Raw genomic sequence first — 22,587 nt, forward strand, 5'->3', positions numbered from 1 at the left:
TACGTCATCGTCGGCACCGATTTCGTTGAACGCGACCTTGATCGTTCAGCTTCCGCCTGCGCCCGCGAGAACCCAGCTGTAGAAAGCTTTGGTCTGTTCGTCGGTATCCAAGGACATCGTACAGACCTCACCCAGGAGGGCTCACGACTCCTGTGCGGAGGCCGTCGTCGACGGAGGAGTGGGCTGGGCTGTGGTCGGGTAGTGCTCCTCGACCGTCTCGACAAGGTAGGTGAACAGGGCGATGGTCGTCTCTCGGATCTCGGCGTCCGAAAGAGAGGGCTCCGGAGTGGTGAGGCCAGTGATCACTCCGAGAGACAAAGTTCGTGGGCCTGACTCGGTGAAGGAATAGTTGGCCGCGTAGGCGAGAGTAGAGTCCCTGTCGCCGACCACTGTCAGGTACGTGTTTCCATCGAGGTCGGTATCGAGGGTCTCGATAGGCCACCGTGGATAGGTTGGAAAATTTTTGAAGTATTCCTCGCTGATTCGACGATTCGTCTGGCTCAAGAACCAGGGGTCACCACTGTATGCGATACGGAGGTCCGCGAAGCCTTCAAGACCAAGCCTACAGGACAATCGTAGGTTGTCCGACGCCATTTCTTCGTGCCCGGAGGCGTACCAGGTGACCTCTCGTCCTGTGATCTCTTCTATATTAGAAATAGAAAGTATGCCGCAGGCGACCTGTGGAACTGTGAAAATACTATCCGCGTCGTGCCGATGGTGATAATTCCATGATATGCCTGCTCCAAGCACCACAAGAGATGCGACAAGTAGTACAGCAATGATGATTTTTCTTATGTTCACCAGCTTGCACCCCCGTACTGCTTCTTAAAATCATCTGCACTTTCCCAGCGGGCGGCAGGGTCGTCGACGCCGATTTCGTTGAACGTGCTCTTTACCGTCGGACTTCCTCCGGCGCCGGCGAGGATCCACCCGTTGAAATCTTCAAGCTGATCCTCGGTGTCCAAGGAGATCGTGACCCTGCCGTCAGGGCCAACAGAGTACCATGATGTCGTCGCGGGGTCGGGCGGGTTGTTGATGAGTCCGCTTTCGAAGGCATTCGTGTAGGCGGCGCCGCGCAGAGCGGAGGATTCGTCGTGTCCTGTCGCGTCGACCTGCGGCGACCCTTGAAGAGTGAGTGCGGTGCTGACACCTGTGCCGAGCAGCCCTGCGCCGGGTACTGCTGACAGCAGGCCCGCTGCGGCCATGGCGCCGTTATACCCGTCATCGGCTCTGTCCTGGCTCAATGCGGAGATGAGGTCAAGGACGCTCGCCTGATCGTCGTAAGTTACTTTGATGGCGGCGAGAGGGTTGCCTGAGGTATCAGCCTGAACCGCGGCTGATGCCCGGGCGGCGGTGTACACCGTCGTGCCCCGGACGATATAGTGATTTGCCTGAGCAGAGTCGGAGGCCTCCCACAAAAGATGAGCGAGCGCGGCTTCAATGGACTCGCCATCCGCTCCTGTGGCGACCGAGGAAGTTTGGTACACTTCATAGTCGTCTGGAACGATCCCCGACCGATTTGCTATCCCTACGACCTCTGGCCCGCAGTTGCCCAGCATGATTCCGATATTTTCGTCGACCGTCCCGTTGGGGAGGTCTTGTTCGGCGAGCATGAGGATACCTTGCCCGGTGGCCCAAGCTGCTCGGTCGTCCGTGTCGTTTCCTGGCGCGGGAGCACGGTTGGCGGAGACCGCCGCAAAGGCGGCCGACAGTCCCTCGAGGCTCTGCGGTGTCCACTCCCGGGAGGCGAGCATCTCCATGCGCTGTTGCGCGAGGTCCGATGGCCGCCAGTAGTCGTCGCCGCCCTCGTTGTCGATCAAAGGCGAGTAGTCCTCGTCGGGAGGTGCGAGGTAGGCATTGGCTGCCTCAGGGTTGTTCCCCATCGCGTTGAGCGCGGCCGCCAGCGGGTCGGTGGAGTGGCCGGGCAGATATCTCGCGCCGTAGTCGTCGTTGCCGCTGTTGGTCGTCCACGTGACTCCTCGTGGTTCGTCGGGCCACTCCTCGATGCCCTCCATGTACCCACCGAGACCGACCAGGAAGTCGGTGTCATAGACGGTCCCGTCCGCTGTCATATACGCGTCCAGAACGGTAGCCCGACCTTCGTGCCCCTCCTCAGTCACCGCTTCATAGATGCTTCCTGCGAGCGAGTACTGGTGCGCCGAGTCGGGCGATGATGCGACGGGGTAGGATGAGGGTTCGGAAAGGCTTGATGCGGCGCACATCAGGTGGCCGAAGGTGTCGATCATCGTCGGGATAATCGCGGGCTGCTCCTCATGCGCATAGTTCGTATCGGCCTGTGCGTTGAGAGGAGCGTCCAGCATCGTGTCGACCCCCATCGTCATGCAGAACGCGAGGCCGTAAGTCGGGATGTCTCGGTGCTTGTTGATCTGCTCGATGATCTCCTCAGGCGTGCGGCCCCTGCTCGACCTCCCGTTGGCGAGCGCCTCCTCGAGCTCTGCGGCCTCCGACTTGGCGGTGGCTACTGACTGACTGTTGTACGCCTGGACGTTAGCGACAGTGTCGGTTCTCGCCCAGTATGCGTCGACGTCGGTGACGTCCGGGGGCGGGTCGGGCAGGTAGTAGGTGGCCACCCCACCGGACGGATTGGTTGTGATGCCGTTGGAGTTGAGGTCGATCGCTTCCTGCCTGCGGACGCGCAGCTCGTCCGCCAGGCTGCGCAGTCCCTCCGCGCAGGTGTGGAGGTTGGCGCACCAAGCCAGGGACATTGTAGTCGGCGACGACAGCACGGGACTGACTTCGGTGGCTTCAACCACGAACTCGACGGGGTCGTGATTGATTGTGTGAACTCTCGTCGTCGATCTTCCTGCGCTCGTCATCGACGATCGCTGCACGCTCATCGAGGTTGTTGATGACGGAGAGCATCTTATCAAGGTTGATCTGTATGAAGGTCATGCGCGAGTCCTTAGCTCAGGGTGTCGGGGATGCGGGGGTCAGGAATCGGGCCACCTAGCCTCCGGGGAGTCGGCGGGCACCCGGTCGAGGCCGGCGTCGTAGATCTCGTTTTCGGCGCTTGTGAGTGCCGATACGACTGCGCTCATCGCTGTGTTGCAGCTGCTGGAGGCGATGCTGATCTTGGATCGGTAGTCGTCTGCGACCGGGGAGGTCCACACCTCGTCGGTGAGGCCGGCGTCGATGCTTGTCGTCTGCGCGCTCCCCGGGGCGGATGCGGGCGTCCATGACGAGACGCTGCTCGCCGACGTCGTGGCCTGGGTCTTGATGGCCTGGATCGCGAGCAGCTTGGGATTGTCGACGTCGGTCATGGCGAGGGCGGTCCTCTCAGGGGTGAGGCCACGTCAGGGCGGCACGGTTTCGGTGTGACGGAAGTCTATCGTTCCGACCAGCGTATGTCTTCTGTTCTCGTCCGTGGGAAGGTTGGGTGACGCTTGGTCCGGTGTGGTGCGGGCTGGCGGTCCACGTCTGCCGGGTCGACGCGGCACCCTGCGCCCCGGTGCGGACACGGCCGGGTGGCGCTGCACTGGCGGCCCGACGTGACCTCGTTAGGCTGGGCTCATGAGCGAGCACACCGGGCGGCACGCAGCGCAACGCCGTGGACGCCACGCGGCAGCCTCCGAGCAGGTCCGGTTCGGCGTGCCCTTCAACGGCGTCGTCCCCCTGTGGCACGCGGGTGCCGAGATCACCTGGCACCGTCCCGTCGACGGCACCGACCTGTCGGAGGTGCTCGGGCTGGGCCTGGTCGAGAGCGAGCCGGGTCCCTCCGAGGCTCCCCCGGGGTGGGGGGAGGTCGTCGAGGTCGGGACGCTCATTGAGGCGGAGTCCGGCCCCGTCCTGCGCCTACGCTCCTCCAGCCCCGCCGGCAGGCGTGCCGTCAACGACCCCGCGGACGGCGTTCCCATCCCGCTGTCACGGCCGCTGAGCATCGAGGAGGCGATGTCCGGGCAGTTCGACATCACCGGCTTCTCCGTGCACATCGCCCGGCTCATGCTGCGCGCCGCGCGCGACAGCGCCATCCTCCTGTTCACACTGCGGGCCCCGCGCGACCCCGACCCCCACCACCTCCTGTCGGTTCCCGCCGAGGCCGACGCCGAGGGCATCATGCACTTCCACCTGGGCACCCTGCTCGACATGACCACCGAGTCGTGGCGCGGGGCGGCGCGAGCCGACCGCATGACCCTGCTCGACCTCGACGTGTCCTACATGAGCCTGCTCGTCGGCAGGCCCGAGGACCAGGAGGGTCTCGACGTCGACCGCCTCGTCGAGATGGCCCAGCCGGTCGTCGACTGCATCCTCAAACCGGGATTCCCCTTCGCCCTGGGCTACTCCGTGGTCCTGCCCGACGCCGTGGCCCCGGCGCCGCGCTGAACGTCGCGCAGCGAACCAGGGCCGGCCGCCTCTGACCGGCTCGGCTCAGGGAACGGGCGGACCGCCGCCGGGTCGGGTGCGCCGGCTCAGCGCCCGACGAGGAGACGGACCCTGCCCTCGACGTCGGCCCGGCGCGCAGGCACGCCGTAGACGAGCTCGACGGACCGGGCCGTGAGCACCTCCTCGGGCCTGCCCTGAGACACGACCCGCCCGCGTTCCATGAGCACGACCCTGTCGCAGTAGGCCGCGGCGAGGTCGAGGTCGTGGAGCGCCAGGAGCGCCGTGACGGGCGAGTCCGCCAGGCGTGCGAGCAGCCCGTGCTGGTGACGCAGGTCCAGGTGGTTGGTCGGCTCATCGAGGATGACGGCCCCGCTGCGTTGCGCGAAGGCTCGGGCCAGCAGGACCCGCTTGCGCTCCCCACCGGACATCTCGCACAGGCTGCGCTCGAGCAGGCCGGTCAGCTCCCAGTCGGCCGCCAGCCCCTCGACCGCCGCGTGGTCCTCGTCGCGGTAGGGGCGCCAGCCGCTCAGGCCCGCCGCCCGTGCCAGCAGAAGCACCTCGCGCGCCGTGAAGGGCAGCTCGGTGTGCTCCTCCTGGGACACGGATGCCACGAGCCGAGCACGCTCCCGGTCCGCCATGGTGCGCAGGTCCTGCCCCGCCACCAGGGCGCGTCCGCGGCTCGGTGCGGTCAGGCCCCCCATGACGCGCAGGAGGCTGGACTTGCCCGAGCCGTTGGGGCCTACGACCCCGACTGTCTCCCCAGGGCTCACGTGCAGGCTCACCGCCCCCAGCGCCACGACCCGACCGCGCCGCAGGTGCACCCCGTCGGCCTCCAGGGCCACCGGCGTGCAGGCGGCGCGGTCGCACGACGTGGTACCCGCGAGGTCCCCGCACCGTCCGACGGCAACCGCTCCCTCGGTCCTGTGCGAGGCCAGCAGACGACGTCTCACTCCTGCGTCGCCCCGACGAGGTCCTCCAGGCCCGAGATCGCCGAGGGACCGGGTACGGAGGCGTCCGCGGGTAGGAGCACGACGCGCCCCTCGGCCACGGCGGTGAGCGACTGGACGCCGGGCTCGGCGAGGAGCCTCGCGCGCGCCTCCTCCTGGCTCTCCCCGTACAGCCCGTAGCTCAGGACGATCCAGTGCGGCTGTCGTTCGAGCAGGCTCTCGACCGAGATCGTCAGGTAGGCGTCCTTGTCCTCGGCGTAGACGTTCCCGAGCCCCGCTCCCTCCAGGACGGAGGCGGGCAGCCCGGACCCTCCGTAGGCGGACAGGGCGTCCTCGGAGGAGAAGTAGTACACCCACGCTGCCGACTGTCCCGTGCTCGGGCGCGAGGCGGCCGAGACCCGCTCCTCCAGGTCCTGGGCGGAGGCCTCGGCGTGGGGCGTGGTCGCCAGGGCGGTCCCCAGTCGGCGCAGGTCCTGGGGGACCGTGGCCAGTGTCGCCGGCGTGCCCGCCTGCGTCGTCGCGTCGTGGCGGCACTCGCCCAGGACGGTCAGGACCGTGATGCCCGCGGCGCGCAGCTGCTCGGCGTCGGCCTGGAACAGCCCGTAACCCAGGACCATGTCAGGGTCGGCGGCGAGGATCTCCTCGGTCGTGGGGTCCGCGGGGTTGATGATGAGGGAGTCCGAGGGCGGGTGGCTCAGCCCCTCGGGCAGAGGGGCGCCGAACTCCCCGCTGCGCGCCGTGATGCGGTCGGAGGCCCCCGCAGCGTCAAGCAGCTCGACGGCGGCCGTGCCTACGGTCAGGATGCGTGAGGGCTGGTCGGGCACGGTGACGTCGCCGCCGCAGTCCTGGACGGAGACGGGGTAGCCGCTCGTCGCGGTCCCCGGCTCCCTCCCGGGGGAGCAGGCGGTCAGGCCGAGTGCCAGCGCTGCGGCCCCGAGGAGCGCGACCGGGCGCATGGAGGTGGTGGGGGTCAACGGTGTCAGTGTCATGGTTTCTCCTTCGATCCGCCCCGGTTGGGGCGAGCGGTCGGGGGCGGCGCCGTCGGCGCGTGGTTCGGCACCGGGGTCAGGACCCGTGTGAGCGGCGGCGCAGCATGGACATGAGCAGGGGGGTGCCCACGAGCGCGGTGAGGATCCCCAGAGGGATCTCCCGGGGAGCGAGGACCGTGCGCGCCAGGGCGTCGGCCCCTGTGAGCACAAGCGCCCCCAGCAGCGCGCTCGTGGGAATGAGCGCGCGGTGGGTGGCTCCGACCAGGCGCCTGGCCAGGTGGGGCACGACGAGGCCCACGAAGCCGATGGCGCCCGCCACCGCCGTGGCCGCGGCGACTCCCAGAGCCGCCAGGACGGCGGTTGTGCGCCGCTGCCTGTCCGGGTCGACCCCCAGGGAGCGTGCGACGTCGTCGCCCAGCCCGACCGCGTCCAGGCTCCGGCCCCGCAGCGTGAGCGCGCCGACACTGCCCAGGGTGACGGCCGCCAGGGCGGGGACGTCGGCCCACGAGGAGCGGCCCAGCGAGCCGAGCATCCAGAAGGTGACCGCCCGCACGGCGTCGCGGCTGTCGGACAGGACGACGACGAGGTTGGTCGCCGCCGACAAGAAGTAGCCGACCGTCAGCCCGGCGAGCACGAGGCGGGATCCGGACAGGCTGCGTCCGGGCCCGACGAGGACCAGGACGAGCGTCAGGGCGGCCAGCGCTCCGAGGAAGGCGCCCAGGGTGACCGTCGGGCCCTCGGCGCGGGATCCGGCTCCGACGACGGCGCCGACGACCCCGCCAGCCCCTCCGGCGATGACGAGGGCCGCACCGAGGCAGGCCCCCGAGGAGATCCCCAGCAGATAGGGGTCGGCCAGGTCGTTGCGAACCACCGCCTGCAACGCCGCCCCTGAGCAGGCGAGCACCGCTCCGACGCACAGGCCGGCGAGCACCCTGGGGGCGCGCAGCTGCCACACGACGGTCTCGAGGGTCGATGAGCTGCCGGCGCCGCCAGGTGCACCACCTGGCCGCAGGAGCACATCGACGACCTGCCCGGGGGAGGCGTGGACCTGGCCGACGCCGACGGCCACGAGGGACAGCACGACGAGACCGACCGTCAAGGTGGTGAGAACCAGCCGCGGGCGGCGTGCGGGCGCGGTGCCCGACCCGTCTCGGGCGTGGCGACGGCCAGGAGCGGCCGGGGGTGGGCTCACGTTCACCCGCGCATGATAATCATTCTCATTAGGGCGGTGTCATGTCGGGCCCAGGAGGTCCGCCCTGGCCGCGGACCGATCGCGGGCTGGTCGTGAGTCGACTGCGGATCGGCCGAGGGTCGGCCGTGGGTCGGCCGGGGGCTGGCCGGGGGCTGGCCGGGGGCTGGCCGGGGGCTGGCCGAGGGCTGGCCGGGGGCTGGCCGAGGGCTGGCCGCGAGACGGTCATGGGCTAGCCGTGGGTTGACTGTCGCGCGGGAGCCGCCGTACTGTCTCCATGCAAATGAGAACCATTCTCATTATGGGTGATCGCCCGCACCGCACGACGACACCGGGACCGAAGGACATCTCGACCATGCAGCACCTGCGCCTCATGAGGCTGTGGCACGGACACCGCGTCCTGCTCGTCCTCCTGACCTTGACGGGTCTGGGGGTCGCAGCGACCTGGATCGGCCAGGCCCTGCTCACCTCGCGGGTCTTCACCCTCCTGGTCGCGGGTGCCGGTGAGCGGGAGCTGGTTCCCGCGGTCCTGGCGCTCGCGGCGGTCCTCCTGGCCCGGCCCGTCCTGGTCCTGGTCCGCCAGCTTCTTGCCCAGCACGCCATGACCCGCGTCAAGTCCTCCGTGCGTGCGCGAGCGCTGACGGCCTTCGTGCGTCGCAGCGCCGTGGACCCGGCCGTCAGCCGCAGCGGTCGGGATCACGCCGTCGTCGTCGACGGCGTGGAGAACCTCGACGTCTACCTCTCCGGCTACCTCCCGCAGGTGGGGGTCACCGTCCTGGTCGTCGCCGCGGTCGGCTCCGTCATGATCGTCGTCGACCCGGTGGTCGGTGCGGTCGCCGTGGGCTCGACCCTGCTCCTCCAGTGCCTTCCGCGCCTGTGGGACCGGGCCCTGGCGGCGCGCGGCGCAGGACACTGGGACGCCTACCAGGAGCTGCACGCGGAGTTCGTCGACTCCATGGAGGCGATGACCACCCTCGTGGCCTTCGGCGCTGACCGCCGTCGGGAGGCTCAGCTGGCCCGGGCCTCCAGCAACCTGCTCGCACGCACCCTGGGACAGCTGCGGCTGTCCCTCGTGGAGTCCGGGCTCTCCGGCTTCGCCCTGGCGGCGGTGCCGGCCCTGGTCCTCACCGCCGTCGTCGTCCGTGGGCGGGAGCTGGGAGCCTTCGAGGTCTTCGTCCTCGTCCTGCTGTCCGTCGAGCTCGTCCGCCCTCTGCGTGACCTGGCCTCGCTGTGGCACGCCGGCTACCTCGGCACCTTCTCCGGTCCTCGGGTGCTCGACCTGCTCGACGCCGAACCGGCCCAGCCCGCTGTGTCCCCCGCACGCTCCCGCGCGTCGGGCAACGGCCTCGACGGCACCGGGGGCGGTGGGACGGGCCCAGGGCAGGTGGGCGTGCCCGCCGGTCCACGGGTGCTCGTGCGTGGCCTGACCGCCCGCTACCCCGGGGCCCCGGCCCCCGCGCTGGTCGACGTCGACCTCGAGCTCGGCCCCGGCCTGACCGCCGTCGTCGGCGCGACGGGCTCGGGCAAGTCGACCCTGGCCGCCGTCCTGTCCGGCCTGCTGCCTCCCGAGCGCGGCCGGGTGGAGATCGAGGGCGGCGCAGGGGACCTGGGCCAGTGCGTCCGCAGGATCAGCCTCGTGCCGCAGGATCCCGTCCTGCTGGGGGCGACGGTCGGACAGGACATCGCCTTGGGCCTGCCGCGGGACCCTGAGGCCCGCAGCGGGCCGCAGGAGGACGAGCTCCTCGCACGGGCGGCGCGCACGGTGGGCATCGGTCTCGACGAGACCGAGGACACCGTGACCCTGGCGACACCCGTGGGCGACGCGGGGGCTCGGCTGTCCGGGGGCCAGCGCCAGCGCGTGGCCGTGGCCCGCGCGCTGGCCCAGCAGCGCGAGGTCCTCGTCCTGGATGAGGCGACCTCCGCCCTCGACCCGGCCGCAGAGAGCCGGCTCGTCGAGGCCCTGCGCAGGCAGGCGGGGCGCACCCTCGTCGCCATCACGCACCGCCTTGACCTGGCGCTGCGTGCTGAGCGGGTCGTCGTCCTCGACGGGGGAAGGGTGGCTGAGCAGGGGCCGCCCGAGGTGCTCCTGGCCTCTGACGGCGCGCTCAGCGCGCTGGTGGCTGCCGAGGGAAGCCCGACCGCGCCTGGATCCCGGGCACCCGCCGGCTCTGAGGAGGACGCCAGATGACCGGTGACGCCGTCGCCTCGCCTCGGCAGGCGCATTCCGGGACCGAGGCTCCCGGCATCGTCGGCCTGCTCGGGCCGATCCTGGCCATGAGCAGGCACCTGCGTGGTCATCGCAGGCTGTTCCTCACCGTCGTCCTCACCGTGTGGGCGGGACTCATCCTGTCGGTCACCACCGTCATGCTCTCGGTGGCGGCCGCCTCGGCCCTTGCCTCCAGCCCCTCAGGTGACGGTGCCGACGAGGCGGCCCGGACCGCCGCGGCCCTGTGCGCGGGCGTCACCGTCCTGGGGCTGCTGGCCTGGTTCGAGCAGTGGTTCGCCCACGTGCTGGCCTACCGGGTCATCGACACCATCCGCCTGCGGGTCCATCGTGCGATCGCCCGCCTTGCCCCTCTCGGACTGGCCCACCGGCGCTCTGGTGAGACCGTGGCCGCGGCGATGACCGACGTCGAGAGCCTGGAGTGGTTCTACGCGCACACCGCGGCCCAGGTGCTGGCCGGCTGCGCCGCCTGCGTGACGGTCGCCGGAGCCTGCCTGGCCTGGCTCGGGCCGGAGGCCCTCATCGTCCCCGCGGCCCAGGCCCTGGTCGTGGCGGTGCCCGTCCTCCTCCTGCCGCGAGCGGCGCGTCAGGGCGCCCGGCTGCGTGCCGCGGTGGCGGAGCTGTCCGCCCACGCCCTGGCCGCCCGTGCCCATGCCCGGGAGACGGTGCTGCTGGACCGCCTCGGTGCCGTGTCGCAGGAGACCCACGCGCTCACCCGCCGGGTCCAGGAGGCCCGACGCGCCCTGGCCGTCAGGGCCGGGACCGAGCAGGCGCTCATCGAGGTCCTCTCCGTGGGAGTCGTCCTCCTCATGCTGCGTGTCGCCACCGACTCGGCCTCCCGGGGCGGGCTCGCCCCCGGCGCGGTGCCCGTCGTCGTCGCCCTGGCCGGGATGAGCCTTGTCCCGGCCACCGCCGTGACCGGGGCGCTCGGCCGCCTGGGTGAGACCTCCGCTGCCGCGCGCCGTGTCGACGAGCTCATCACCACCCCGGGTCTGCGACCGACGGCCCCCGAGAGCCCGGGGCCCGGCGCCCAGGTGAGCACCGGGTCGGCCACCGGGCGCCAGGAGGCCTCCCTGAGGGTGAACGGCCTGCGGGTGCGCTACCCGGGCGCCTCCCGCCCGGTCCTCGACGGGCTCGACCTCGAGGTCCGCCCCGGCGAGACCCTGGCGGTCGTCGGGGCCAGCGGGGAGGGCAAGACGACCCTGGCCCTGTGCCTGGCCCGCCTCGTGGCCCCCGAGGCCGGCCGCATCGTCCTGGGAGGAGTCGACGTCGCCCAGGAGGACCCCGAGCGCACCCGCGAGCGCCTCGTCCTCGTCACCCAGCACACCGACGTCCTCAGGGCATCGGTGCGAGACAACCTGCTGTGCCCCGAGGCCCCGGACGATCAGGTGTGGCAGGCCCTCACGCGCGCACGGCTGGCCGACCGCGTCCGGGCCCTGCCCGAGGGCCTGGACACGGTGCTCGCTGAGCGCGGGGCGGCCTGGTCGGGAGGAGAGCGGCAGCGCCTGGGACTGGCCCGTGGACTGCTGCGCGACCCTGAGGTGCTCGTACTCGACGAGCCCACAGCGGGTCTTGACGCCCGCACGGAGAACGAGTTCCTCCAGGCGCTGGCCGAGGGGCGGCGCGGACGCACGACGGTCGTCGTCACGCACCGGCGCGCCGTCATGAGGGCCTGTGACCGGGTGGTCGTCGTCGAGGCGGGTGCGGTGGTGGCCGCGGGGGACCACGCGCACCTGCTGCGCACGAGCAGCGCCTACCGTGCGGTGCTCGACGAGGCGCAGGAGGCGCCCGATGCGCCGGCGCCCGGCGGTGAACCGGTGCGCGGCCAGGTGCCTGCCGAGCCCACCGCTGACGCCGAGAAGCATGAAAGGAGGTGAGATCATGCCTGAGATCACGATCGTGACCGTTGAGGACAAGCGTGCGGAGGAGGCCGTCCTGGCCCCGAACTCGCACCACCACGGACACGTGGCGACGTCCTTCAGCTGGAGCTGAGACGGCCGGTGCGGGCCCGGTCCCCGGCCGGGCCCGCACCGTCACCCCGGCGGCGGGTGCCGGGACCCCGGTCCCGCGCCCCTCTGCCGGGCGCTCCAGCCACGTCCCCGCGCCCCTGAGCGCCTCGGGGACGTGGCTGTCGACGCACGCACCGGACACGTACCAGACAAGCACCGAGACACGCACCGAGAGAAGCTCATGACCTCCTCCTGCCCACCCGCTCCCCGTCCGACCCCCGAGTGCGGTGACCGCCCCGCCCCGCTCGTGAGGAGCCTGCTGCCCCCGGTGACCGGCATTGAGATCCGTCCCCTGGAACCGGGGCGCTGCGTGCTGTCCGTGGGCGAGAACCACCACGTCGCCGACCTGCCCGCCCAGGTCGCCGAGCTGGCTGTCGCCGCCTGGACCCTGGGGCGCGACGACCTCGTGGCCCCGGACGCGGCCAAGGCCCTCGCGCCGCTGCGGCGTCTGCTCAGTGAGCAGGCAGGACGCTGCCCGGCCGGTGTGCCGCGCGGGCCTGCGCCTGTCCCTCGGCCCGGGCTGCGGGTCGTGCTCAGCGGTGAGCGGGGCATGGTCGAGGCGCTGGAGCGGCGCAGCCACCCGCAGGACTCCGTCGAGGTGGTCGCGTGGAGCGGGGCGCGCGCGGTGGTCAACCGGGCCTTCGCCCTGCGTCGCCTCCTCATGGTCGCCGTGCGTGGCGCGCGCGAGGCCGACCTGGTCGACGTCGACCGCATGTGCCATGACATGCGGGTCCCGTGGCTGCCCGTCGAGCTCGTTCGGGCTCGGATGTGGGTGGGTCCCCTCGTCACCCCTGGGGTGGGCGCCTCCTACGAGGACGCGGCCTGCCGGCGTCTGGCCGCCGCCCGCGAGCCGCGCGTCCACCGGGTGCTGCGGACCCCGCCCGCCGGAGGGGACCAGGGGCCGGCTCCCGAGGAGCTGTGGCCTGTGCTCGACGTCGTGCTCGACCTCGCCGCGCAGGCCTGCTCGGCCCTGGCCGACGCCGACCAGGAGCTGGCCCCCGGGGACCTGCTCCACGAGCTCGCCCTGTCCGCCGCCGCCCCGTGGCCCGACGCGCCGTCAGGGGCCGGGCAGGAGACCCCTGCGGTCGAGCACCTGCGCCATCCGGTCCTTCCGGTGGCGCACCGGCGCACCCGTCACCGCCACCACGTGCCCGAGGACCTTCTCGACGAGCGGACGGGCCTGGTGCTGCGCGTGCGCGAGGTGCGTCATGACCGGCGTGTGCCCGCCGCCCTGGTCACGCGGCAGGCGGACGTGGGGGACATCCGCGCGGTGAGCCCGTGGGCGAACAACATCCTGTGCCAGGGGTCGTCCTTCGGGGATCCGCGGGCGGCTCGTGACGCGGCCCTGGGGGAGTCGGTCGAGCGTTACTGCGGCAACGTCCTGGACACCCTGCCGGTGACCTGGGCCTCCTACCGGGAGCTGCGACGTCGTGGGGTTCCGGCGCTCGACCCGCGCGAGCTCGTTCTGTACTCCAGGGCCCAGTACGAGGCTCCGGGCTTCCCCTTCGTCCCCCTGACCCGGGGCCTGCGCGTGCACTGGGTGCCTGGGCGACGGCTCGGCGACGGCTCGGAGGTGCTCGTCCCGGCGTCGATGGTCTACGTCAACTGGTTCTCGGCGGGGTTCGCCGCGGCGCCCCCGACGAACTTCTGCGCCTTCGCGGGGATCGCCGCCGGCCCGGACGAGGACTTCGCCGTGGCCGGGGCGCTCGAGGAGATCATCGAGAGGCACGCGACGATGGTCTGGTGGCTCAACGCCCACCCCCTTGCCGAGGTCAGCGGCCTGGCCGCCCCCGCCCTCGACCCTCCCCTGCGGGTGGCCTACCTCAGCCTCGACAACGAGTTCGGGGTTCCCGTGGCGGCCGCCGTCGTCCACGACGACGAGGCCGGGCTGGTCAACATAGGGTTCAGTGCGCGCCCACGTCTGGCGGACGCCGCCTCCAAGGCCCTCACGGAGGCCCTCACGCTTCAGGAGGGGTCGCGAGACCTCCTGCGCGCCGACGGCAGGCACTGGAAGGTCATGGCCGACGGCGAGCTCAACGGCAGGGCGTTCAAGCCCTGGCGTGCAGACCGGCGCTATCTCGATGACTTCCGTGCGGACATGCACGACTGCGACGACCTCATGGTCCAGCAGCAGGTCTACCTCGACCCGCGTGCGGCCGCCCGGATGTCGCACCTGCTGGAGCCCGGCCTCCGCCGCCCGCCCGCGCAGGATCCGCAGGACGGCGATCGGTCCGCCGAGCGCTACCGCCGTGCCCTGGAGCGGCAGGGCGTCGACGCGATCGTCGTCGACATCACGACCTCTGACGTCGCCAGCACCGGAATGCGCGTCGTGCGGGTCATCGCCCCGGGGACCGTGGGCAACGCCCCGGCAGCCTTCCCGTTCCTGGGCCGTCGTCGGGTCCAGGACATCGCCGTCGAGCTGGGCTGGCGCTCCACGCCCCTGGAGGAGGACGAGCTCAACTACTTCCCGATGCCGCACGCATGAGCGGGGAGGCGCTGCGGGGGCTCAGGGCGGTTCGCCTGCGGCACGGGCCGCCCCTGCCCGCCGGGTTCCGGCACCTGCAGGTCGAGATGCCCCCGGCCCCGGGGGTCGACCGTCAGGCGGTGGTCGTCGACCTCGCCCGGGCCGAGGACCACCGGCTCGTCCTGGCCGCCGTCGCCCGGCACTGGTGGTCGGCCGACCACGGGCAGCTGGACACGTGCACCGCCTCGGCGGCAGAGCTCGATGCCCAGGGGCAGGCCTTCCTCGACGTGGGACGGCTCGGGCTGGTCGATCCCGCGCTGCTGACCGAGCCGGGCTGCCCGCTCCGGCCCCCCGACCCCGGGCGCAGGCACACCTGGGTGCGGGCCGAGCGGCTGGGCGCGGCCCCGACCCGGGGCTGGGTGCCCTACTCGCTGGCCCTCCCCCTGTCCTACGAGACCCGTCCGGGTGAGCCCCGCACGCACCCGCCCCTTCTCGCCGGCCTGGGGGCGGGTACAGGGGTCTGCCAGGCGACGGCCCGGGCCTGGGAGGCCCTGCGCGTCGAGGACGCGCTGTGGCTCTGGTGGTCTGACCCGTGGCGCACGCCTCCTGAGCCCGTCGAGCCCGACCCGGAGGCGGCGCGGCTGTGGGAGGCGGAGGGACTCGAGGTCCGCCTCGCCGCCCTGCCCGACTCCCTGGGCGGGAAGGTGGCGCTCGCCCTCGTCGACGACGGCCGCGTGGCGGCCGTGGGAGGAGGGCCTGGGACCGGGCGGCGGGGCCAGCGCGAGGCCGTCGCGCGGGCACTGTGGCAGCTGGTCGTCGCTCGGGCGCTGTCGGACCCGCACGACGCCCTGCACCGCACCAGCGCCCACGCTCTCGTCCCGTTCCGGCCGGAGGGGGACTACCTGCGGTGCGCGGGCCCGCGACGACGTCGGCTCCTGGATCCCTTGGGTCACGTCCAGCTGCTGCTTGACCCGGTCGTGCGTGAGGAGGTCCTGCGGCGCGCCGAGCCGCGCAGCGCCGCTGGCCGTCCCTCGACAGCGGCGCAGGCGCGCCGTGCCGTCGGCGCGGGGGGCCAGGGGGCGGCCGCCGGTCGGCCGGGAGAGGCGGGTCCCGGCGGTGAGGGCGGTGACGGAGCGGTGCCCGAACCTGAGGACCTCCCGCTGGGTGAGGCGTGGGTCATCCGTCTGGGGCCGCCTGCTGACCAGGACCTGACCGACGAGTCGATGGCATGCGTGCGCCTGCTCGTCCCGGGAGCCAGCAGCCTGCCCCTGGGGGCGTTCCCACCGCATCCCCACGTGGCGGCCTCGGCACGCCTGAGGCTCCGGCGGCGGGCTGAGGCGGAGGCGGTCCCGTTCCCGGGTGCGACCGACCCTCCGGGCGCCGGCCCACGGTCTCGTCCGGGTCCAGGTCAGGGGGGCGAGCCCCTGCCCTTCCCCGGCTGGTGACGCCGGACGGCCAGGCTCGGACCGCGCGGCCACGGGGCTCGGCCACGACCTCGCGGGCCCGGCCGGTGGTGCGCCCGGGCCTGACGGTCGGACGGTGCCGCGGGCATGATGGTTCCATGGGAGAGACACGAGATCTCAGCCGCCCCACCACACCCTGCCGCGCCGTCCAGGACCGGATGGCGCACGAGACCGCCGCGAGAGCCGCCTCCACCGGGCCTGCCCCCTGCCTGGGCGAGGAGGCCGGCGCACCCCCTGCCCTGCGCCGGCGCCTGTCCGGCGTCGTGGCCGACCTGGCCGACCAGGTCGTCGCCCTGTCCCAGGACATCCACGCCCATCCCGAGCTCGGCTACGAGGAGCACCACGCCGTGGCGGCCGTCGCCGACCTGCTGGGGGCTCACGGCATCGAGGCCGAGACCGGGGTCTACGGCATGGACACCGCCCTGCGGGCCGTCATCGGCCCGCCCTCCGACCTGACCGTGCCCACGATCGCCGTCCTGGCCGAGTACGACGCCCTGCCCGGCATCGGCCACGGCTGCGGCCACAACGTCATGTGCGCCAGCTCCGTGGGGGCCTTCCTCGCCCTGGCCGAGCTGGCCCGCTGCGACCCCGAGGCGGTGCCCGGCCGCGTCGTCCTCCAGACGACCCCCGCCGAGGAGTGCTCGACCGCCAAGGAGGTGCTCGCCGTGCGGGGCATGCTCGACGGCGTCGACGCCGCCATCCAGACCCACTCCTACGCCCGTGACGTGGCCGACCAGACCTGGCTCGGGGTGCGCCGCCTCACCGTGGTCTACACCGGGGTGCCGGCGCACGCCTCCTCCCAGCCCTTCATGGGGCGCAACGCCCTCGACGCCGCCACCCTGGTGCTCACCGGCCTGGCTCTGCTGCGCCAGCAGATCCTTCCCATGGACCGCCTCCACGCCGTCGTGCTCGACGGCGGGCAGGTCCCCAACGTCATCCCCGAGCGCGCCGAGCTGAGCCTGTTCGTGCGCTCGAAGTACCCCGAGACCCTCAAGGACCTGGTGGGCCGGGTCGAGGACCTTCTGCGCGGCGCGGCCCTCATGACCGGCACCGGCGTCGAGATCCGTACCGACCCGCACACCAACGAGATGCCGGTGCGCTCCAACGGGCCGCTCCTGGCCGCCTGGGTCCGCTCCCAGCGCGAGCGGGGCCGCGACCCGCTCGCCCCCGGGGTGCTGACCGAGACGATCGCCGCGGGGACGGACTTCGGCAACGTCTCGCAGCGCGTGCCGGGGATACACCCGCTCATCAGCGTGTCGACCAGCCCCGACGTCGCCCTGCACACCCGCGAGATGGCGGAGGCCTCCGCCTCGCCCGCAGGGGACGCGGCCGCGGTCGACGGTGCGTACGGGCTGGCAGCCGTCGCCCTCGACTGGCTCCACGACCCCGGGCTGCGCAGCGCCGCCAGGCAGGACTTCGAGGCCGGTGGCGGTGTCGTCGACGTCGAGGGGTTCTGGCGGCAGTGAGGTCGGAGGGGGTGCCTGAACGTCGTGAGACGAACGATCGCCTGCGGCCGTCACGGTCGAGCTGCTCCGCGGCGTGACCCGGGACCAACGGGGGTCGGCCCGGTTCGCACCGCGTCGAGACGGTGCGAACCGGGCCGACCCCCGTTGGCGCGCTGCGGGCCCGGTTCGAGGCTGGATCAGGCGATCGCGGTGACCGGGGGCAGGTGCTCGTCGTCCTCGCCGTTGGCGATGACCAGGTTGTTGTGGTTGGTGGCGACGTCGCTGGCGGCGTCGGCGAAGGTCTGCTCGAAGGCGATGAGCTTGGGCTTGAACTCGTCCCAGGCGGCGCGGAACTTCTCGGCGTTGGCGCTCTCCCACACCGTGTTGCTGAGGGCGGAGTCGGTGTCGGTCTGGATCGAGTGGCTCAGCTCGACGTCGTTCTTCAGGGTGTTGTAGAGCTGACGCAGGCTGTCAAGATCGGCCTGAACGTTGGACATGGGATCTCCTATCGGTTGGTGGTCGCAACGGATGCCGGTTGATCCCCAGGGACCCGCGACGAGAGACCACGGGCGTTGAGTCAGGGGGTGGACATCGCGTCGTGTGCAACCCTGGCACGGGTGCGTGGGCTGCGGCAAGGGAAGAAGTACCCGTCGTGCGCCGGGCGGACAGGGTGCCGCGGTTGGTCACGATTGCGCTACGGTTCAGGGTGACCCTAGTTGCCACACCACGAGGTGCACGCCCATGCCCCTGCCTCAGGCCGACTCGTCCCGACGCCGCCAGGAGCGCTCTCACCGCTCCCAGCCGCCCGGTCCCCCCAAGGACACGGACGCGGCTCGGCTGCCCTCCGCACCGCGGGAGCGGCGCCCGATCCTGGCCGCCCTGGCGGTCCTGCTCATCGTCGGGGGAGCGCTGCTGGCGGGAATGCTCGCCATGCGCATGGACCACCGCGCCGAGATGCTCGCGGCGGCCTCGACCATCGAGGCAGGTCAGGTCATCACCGAGGAGGACCTCGTCTCGGCCCGCGTGGCCGCCGACGTCCCCAACCTCATCCCCGCCGACCGTGCAGGCGAGGTGATCGGCCGCACCGCGCGCGTGGAGATCGCCGAGGGGCAGCTGCTCGACTCCTCGCAGGTCGCCTCCGAGCCCGTGCCGGGCCAGGACAAGCAGGTCGTCGGCGTGTCCCTCGAGGCGGGACGCTTCCCGGCGGGCGGCCTGGACGCCGGTGACCTCGTCACCGTCGTCGACGTCAACGGGCAGACGGCGCTCGTCTCCGAGGCCCAGGTGCTTGAGGCCGTGCCCGCCTCGGGAACCGACGGCGACTGGAGCTCGGGAGCCGTCGTGTCGCTCATCATCTCCCCGCAGGACGCCGCGCCCCTGGCCTCGGCGGCCGCAGCAGGAAGCATCGCCGTCGTCGTCACCGCGGTCGACCAGCCGATCGGGGACTCCTGATGCTCGTGTCAGTGGCCTCTGCCAAGGGCTCCCCGGGCGCCTCGACGAGCGCGCACGCACTGGCGGCCGTGTGGCCCCGCCCCGCGCTGCTCGCCGAGCTCGACCCCGCAGGCTCCGACCTCATGTACCGGTCCCGCACCCCGGAGGGGATGCCCCTGGACGGTGACCGCGGCCTCGTGTCCCTGGCCGCCGCGGTGCGCAGGGACCCGGGCGCGGCGCCCGAGGAGCACCTCACCGTCATCGAGGGCGGGCAGCAGGTCCTCCTCGGTCTGGCCCGTCCCGACCAGGCGGCGGCCATCGGCGCGGGATGGGCCGGGCTCGCCGGGAGCCTGAGGAGCCACGGTGACGTCGTCGCCGACGTCGGGCGCCTGGCTCCCGGTGCCCCGAGCCTGGGTGTGGCCCTGGCCTCCGACCTCACCGTCATGGTCGTGCGCCCCGGCGTGGAGAACTACGGCCACCTGCGTGAGCGCCTCGCCTGGATCACGGCCGAGACGACGCACCGCTCCGAGCGCACGAGCCTGTGCGTGGTCCTCATCGCCCCGTGGAAGAACCGCCATGAGGCAGCGGACCTGGCGCGCCTGCTCCAGGTCAGTGGTCTCGACGTGCCGGTCGTGGGCGTGCTCGCCGAGGACCGGGCGGCGGCCGACGCCTTCGCCGGCCGCAAGCCCCGTCCCCTGGGGCGCACCCTGCTCGTGCGCTCAGCCAGGACGCTGGCCGCCTCGCTGTACACCATGGGAGCCCCGGCCCCGGCCCAGGTGCTCCCGGCGCCCGCGCCCCTGGCCGGACGGAGGAGCCAGCGATGAGCGTTGACCAGAACCTCGTGCGCTCCATGCGCGAGGAGGTCGCCGACCTGCTCGCCCAGCAGCGGCGCGACGACGCGACCTCCGGCATCCCGCCGATGAGCCCGGAGGACGAGCGCCAGTTCGCCCGCGCGCTCATCGGACGGGTGCTCGAGCAGCACGCCCGCGCCGAGATCGCCGCAGGACGCAGCCCGCTCAGCGCTCAGGACGAGGAGGAGGTCTCCCAGGGGATCCACGCCGCCCTGTTCGGTGTCGGCAGGCTCCAGCCCCTGCTGGAGAACCCCGACGTCGAGAACGTTGACATCAACGGGTACGACAACGTCTTCATCCAGTACGCCGACGGACGTGAGGAACGCGGCGCCCCCGTGGCCGACTCCGACGACGAGCTCGTCGAGCTCGTCCAGATCCTGGGCTCCTACTCGGGCCTGGCCTCGCGCCCCTTCGACTCGGCCAACCCTCAGCTCGACCTGCGCCTGCCCGACGGCTCGCGCCTGTCGGCCGTCATGGACGTGTGCTCCCGCCCGGCCATCTCGGTACGCCGGGCCCGGCTCGACCGGGTCGGTCTCGACGAGCTCGTCGGCCTGGGCACCCTGACCCCGCGCCTGGCGGCCTTCTGCTCGGCCGCGGTGCGCGCGCGCAAGAACATCATGATCGCCGGTGCCACGAACGCGGGCAAGACGACCTTCCTGCGCGCCCTGGCCAACGAGATCCCCCCCTCCGAACGGCTCATCACCGTCGAGAGGGCCCTGGAGCTCGGCCTGGGGGAGTTCGCCGACCTCCACCCCAATGTCGTGGCCTTCGAGGAGCGGCTGCCCAACTCCGAGGGCGCGGGCGCCATCACCATGGCCGACCTCGTGCGCCGCTCGCTGCGCATGAACCCCTCGCGGGTCATCGTCGGGGAGGTGCTGGGCGACGAGATCGTCACGATGCTCAACGCCATGAGCCAGGGCAACGACGGCTCCCTGTCGACCATCCACGCCAACTCCTCCTCGGAGGTGTTCAACCGGATCGCCACCTACGCCATCCAGTCAGCCGAGCACCTGCCGCAGGACGCGACGAACCTCCTCATCGCGGGAGCGGTCGACTTCGTCATCTTCCTGACCCGGGAGAACCGCTTCTCCCAGGGCGGGGGGCTGCGCAGGTACGTCGCCTCGGTGCGCGAGGTCAACGGCGTGGACGAGCGGGTGCTCTCCAGCGAGGTGTTCGCCGACGACGGCACCGGCACCGCCCGCCCGGCGGCGCCGATCGCCTGCATCGAGGACCTCGTGGAGGCGGGCTTCGACCCTGTGGCCTCCTACGGCGGGGGGCGCGCATGAACGACACGATCGCCACCGTCGCCGTCCTCGCCGGCGCCATGGTCGGCGGAGGGGTCTTCCTGCTCATCGGCTTCATCATGGGGGTCGACGTGCCGGCCGGCTCCGCCCGGGGCGGGGCCGTGATCAAAGGCGCCTCCCGCAGGGTGCTCGCGGCGGTCGGCGTCGGGATCGGCCTGCTCGTCCTGACCCGGTGGGTCGTCCTGGCGGCCGCCGGGGCGGGCCTGGTCCTCGTGTGGCCGATGCTCTTCGGCGGTGCCAAGCAGGAGAAGCTCGCCGCCGCCCGGATCGAGGCGCTGGCCACCTGGGCCGAGTCCCTGCGTGACACGATCGCCGGGGCGGTCGGCCTGGAGCAGGCGATCCCCGCGACCGTCTACGCCGCGGCCCCCGTCATCCGAGAGGACCTCGCCCTCCTGGCCGACCGCATGCGCGTGCGTGTCCCGCTGACCACCGCGCTGCGCCAGTTCGCCGACGGCCTCAACGACCCGACCGCCGACCTCATCGTCTCCGCGCTCATCATGAACGCCAGGCTGCGTGGTCCCGGCCTGCGCCAGCTGCTGGGGGCCCTGGCTGACACCGCACGCGCAGAGCTCGACATGCGCCAGCGAGTGTCCGCCTCGCGGGCGGGGACCCGGCGCTCGGCGCAGATCGTCGTCGTCTTCTCGATCGCCGTCATGCTCGGCCTGGCCCTGTTCAACCGCAGCTTCGTCGAGCCCTACAACAGCGTCCAGGGCCAGCTCGTCCTGCTCATCGTCATCGCCCTGTTCGGGATCGGCATGATGTGGATGCGGCGCCTGGCCGGCGTGCGCCTGCCCCGACGGTTCCTCACCGTCACGGCCTCCAGGGGTGAGGCCGCATGATCACGTGGATCCTCGTGGGCGGCGCCGTGAGCGGGGCCGGCGTGTTCCTCCTCCTGCTCATCCTGGCCCCCCCGGCTGTCCAGCCCGCCGCCGCGCTGGCGGAGCTCGACACGCGTCGCGACGAGAGGCGGCTGCGACAGGACGTGCGCCGGCTCAACCCCGGTGAGGAGGCGATGCCCGACTGGATGGGGGTGCTCGGCGTCCGCGCCGCCGGGCTGCTGCGCCGCTCAGGCATCGAGACCGGCTCCCTGACCGCCGACCTCGCCGTCGTGGGGCGCTCCCTGGAGCGTCACCTCGCCACCTCCCTGCTCGTCGCCCTGGGCGTCGCGAGCGCCCCGATCCTCGTCGTGGGGCTCCTCTACCTCATGGGAGCGCCGCTGGGGTGGTCGGTGCCGGTGCTCGTCAGCCTCGTGCTCGGCCTGGTCGCCCTCGTCGTGCCGACCCTGCGGCTGCGTCGTGAGGCCGACGAGGCACGCCGGGACTTCCGCCACGTCGTCGGCTCCTTCCTCGACCTCGTCTCCATGTCGCTGGCGGCCGGACGAGGGGTGCCCGAGGCCCTGGACGCCGCCTCGGCCCTGAGCGACGACCCGGCGATGATGCGCATCCGCAACGCCATCGACGTCGCCAGGTTGCGAGGTCAGACCCCGTGGGCGGCGCTGGGCCAGCTCGGTAGCCAGCTGCGGATCGACGAGCTGCGGGACCTCGCCGCGGCGCTGGCCCTCGTGGCCGAGGACGGCGCCAAGATCCGGGAGTCCCTCGCGGCCCGCGCCTCCTCGATGCGCCGCAAGGACCTGGCGGACGCCGAGGGCAGGGCCGGGGAGAACTCCGAGTCCATGCTCGTGGCCCAGCTCGTCATCGCGATGGGCTTCATCGTCTTCCTCGTCTACCCGGCCCTGACCGGCATCTTGGGAGGGATCTGATACCGCCTCGACACACCCCTGACCACGCCCTCGGCTCCTCCCTGGGAGCGCGGGACTCCGGGACTCCCGGACTCCGCACGAGGCCGCGGGCCTGGCGCCTCAGCCGGCCGACGACGCGTCAGCCGACCGACTACAGACCAGCCACCGACTGACCACTGACCAGCCACAGACCGA

General features: G+C 72.1%; 19 protein-coding genes. 11 read left to right on the forward strand and 8 right to left on the reverse strand.

Annotation, left to right across the window (positions count from 1 at the left end; genetic code table 11):
- Positions 1–141 precede the first annotated feature (141 nt).
- The 4 genes from EL245_RS08910 to EL245_RS08920 are packed head-to-tail and all read right to left on the reverse strand — an operon-like array spanning position 142 to position 3,281.
- Positions 142–801 (reverse strand): hypothetical protein, encoded by a 660-nt coding sequence (locus EL245_RS08910; protein ID WP_126382819.1) that lies wholly within the window; start codon positions 799–801, stop codon positions 142–144.
- A complete protein-coding gene (locus EL245_RS08915) occupies positions 798–2,774 on the reverse strand; it encodes a DUF6571 family protein (RefSeq protein ID WP_126382820.1) in 1,977 nt (658 codons plus the stop codon). The genes EL245_RS08910 and EL245_RS08915 overlap by 4 nt, the downstream gene beginning before the upstream one ends.
- Positions 2,767–2,913, reverse strand: a complete 147-nt coding sequence (locus EL245_RS13245; protein ID WP_161512776.1) for a hypothetical protein — start codon at positions 2,911–2,913, stop codon at positions 2,767–2,769. The genes EL245_RS08915 and EL245_RS13245 overlap by 8 nt, the downstream gene beginning before the upstream one ends.
- A 38-nt stretch (positions 2,914–2,951) precedes the next feature.
- Positions 2,952–3,281, reverse strand: a complete 330-nt coding sequence (locus tag EL245_RS08920; protein ID WP_126382821.1) for a hypothetical protein — start codon at positions 3,279–3,281, stop codon at positions 2,952–2,954.
- A 250-nt stretch (positions 3,282–3,531) separates the two neighbouring features.
- Between EL245_RS08920 and EL245_RS08925 the strand changes: the two genes are divergently transcribed.
- Positions 3,532–4,341 (forward strand): hypothetical protein, encoded by an 810-nt coding sequence (locus EL245_RS08925; protein ID WP_232009705.1) that lies wholly within the window; start codon positions 3,532–3,534, stop codon positions 4,339–4,341.
- Between the two features lie 86 nt (positions 4,342–4,427).
- Here the strand turns inward: EL245_RS08925 and EL245_RS08930 are convergent, their stop codons facing one another.
- From EL245_RS08930 to EL245_RS08940, 3 genes are all read right to left on the reverse strand, one after another.
- Positions 4,428–5,291: an ABC transporter ATP-binding protein gene (locus EL245_RS08930; RefSeq protein ID WP_126382822.1), complete on the reverse strand. Its 864-nt coding sequence runs from the start codon at positions 5,289–5,291 to the stop codon at positions 4,428–4,430.
- A complete protein-coding gene (locus EL245_RS08935) occupies positions 5,288–6,277 on the reverse strand; it encodes an ABC transporter substrate-binding protein (RefSeq protein ID WP_126382823.1) in 990 nt (329 codons plus the stop codon). Before EL245_RS08935 ends, EL245_RS08930 begins: the two co-directional genes overlap by 4 nt.
- A gap of 76 nt (positions 6,278–6,353) precedes the next feature.
- The gene (locus EL245_RS08940; RefSeq protein ID WP_232009706.1) at positions 6,354–7,475 is read right to left on the reverse strand and encodes a FecCD family ABC transporter permease; all 1,122 of its coding nucleotides are present in this window, start codon (positions 7,473–7,475) and stop codon (positions 6,354–6,356) included.
- A 274-nt stretch (positions 7,476–7,749) separates the two neighbouring features.
- Here EL245_RS08940 and EL245_RS08945 point away from each other — a divergent pair, with 274 nt between their 5' ends.
- The 5 genes from EL245_RS08945 (at position 7,750) to EL245_RS08965 (ending at position 17,092) form a co-directional block, all read left to right on the forward strand.
- Positions 7,750–9,654 (forward strand): ATP-binding cassette domain-containing protein, encoded by a 1,905-nt coding sequence (locus tag EL245_RS08945; protein WP_232009707.1) that lies wholly within the window; start codon positions 7,750–7,752, stop codon positions 9,652–9,654.
- Positions 9,651–11,567 (forward strand): amino acid ABC transporter ATP-binding/permease protein, encoded by a 1,917-nt coding sequence (locus EL245_RS08950; protein WP_126382825.1) that lies wholly within the window; start codon positions 9,651–9,653, stop codon positions 11,565–11,567. The genes EL245_RS08945 and EL245_RS08950 overlap by 4 nt, the downstream gene beginning before the upstream one ends.
- Before the next feature lie 400 nt (positions 11,568–11,967).
- Positions 11,968–14,184, forward strand: coding sequence for a YcaO-like family protein (locus EL245_RS08955; protein WP_161512778.1), 2,217 nt, complete (start codon positions 11,968–11,970; stop codon positions 14,182–14,184).
- Positions 14,181–15,608, forward strand: a complete 1,428-nt coding sequence (locus EL245_RS08960; protein ID WP_126382827.1) for a YcaO-like family protein — start codon at positions 14,181–14,183, stop codon at positions 15,606–15,608. The genes EL245_RS08955 and EL245_RS08960 overlap by 4 nt, the downstream gene beginning before the upstream one ends.
- Before the next feature lie 116 nt (positions 15,609–15,724).
- Positions 15,725–17,092 (forward strand): amidohydrolase, encoded by a 1,368-nt coding sequence (locus EL245_RS08965; RefSeq protein WP_126382828.1) that lies wholly within the window; start codon positions 15,725–15,727, stop codon positions 17,090–17,092.
- Between the two features lie 176 nt (positions 17,093–17,268).
- Here EL245_RS08965 and EL245_RS08970 read toward each other — a convergent pair whose 3' ends face one another.
- On the reverse strand, positions 17,269–17,568 hold the full coding sequence (locus EL245_RS08970) for a hypothetical protein (RefSeq protein ID WP_126382829.1): 300 nt from the start codon (positions 17,566–17,568) through the stop codon (positions 17,269–17,271).
- Positions 17,569–17,812: 244 nt separating this feature from the next.
- Between EL245_RS08970 and EL245_RS08975 the strand changes: the two genes are divergently transcribed.
- The 5 genes from EL245_RS08975 to EL245_RS08995 are packed head-to-tail and all read left to right on the forward strand — an operon-like array spanning position 17,813 to position 22,413.
- Positions 17,813–18,520, forward strand: a complete 708-nt coding sequence (locus EL245_RS08975) for an SAF domain-containing protein (RefSeq protein ID WP_126382830.1) — start codon at positions 17,813–17,815, stop codon at positions 18,518–18,520.
- 11 nt (positions 18,521–18,531) lie between these two features.
- Positions 18,532–19,323 carry a hypothetical protein gene (locus tag EL245_RS08980; RefSeq protein ID WP_232009708.1) on the forward strand — a complete coding sequence of 264 codons (792 nt, stop codon included), beginning with the start codon at positions 18,532–18,534 and terminating at the stop codon, positions 19,321–19,323.
- Entirely contained in the window at positions 19,320–20,636 is a 1,317-nt protein-coding gene (locus EL245_RS08985) for a CpaF family protein (protein ID WP_126382831.1), read from the forward strand. The genes EL245_RS08980 and EL245_RS08985 overlap by 4 nt, the downstream gene beginning before the upstream one ends.
- Entirely contained in the window at positions 20,633–21,493 is an 861-nt protein-coding gene (locus EL245_RS08990) for a type II secretion system F family protein (RefSeq protein ID WP_126382832.1), read from the forward strand. The genes EL245_RS08985 and EL245_RS08990 overlap by 4 nt, the downstream gene beginning before the upstream one ends.
- Positions 21,490–22,413, forward strand: a complete 924-nt coding sequence (locus EL245_RS08995) for a type II secretion system F family protein (RefSeq protein WP_126382833.1) — start codon at positions 21,490–21,492, stop codon at positions 22,411–22,413. The genes EL245_RS08990 and EL245_RS08995 overlap by 4 nt, the downstream gene beginning before the upstream one ends.
- Positions 22,414–22,587 lie beyond the last annotated feature (174 nt).

Origin of the sequence: Actinomyces howellii (assembly GCF_900637165.1) — a bacterium.
Taxonomy (GTDB): domain Bacteria; phylum Actinomycetota; class Actinomycetes; order Actinomycetales; family Actinomycetaceae; genus Actinomyces; species Actinomyces howellii.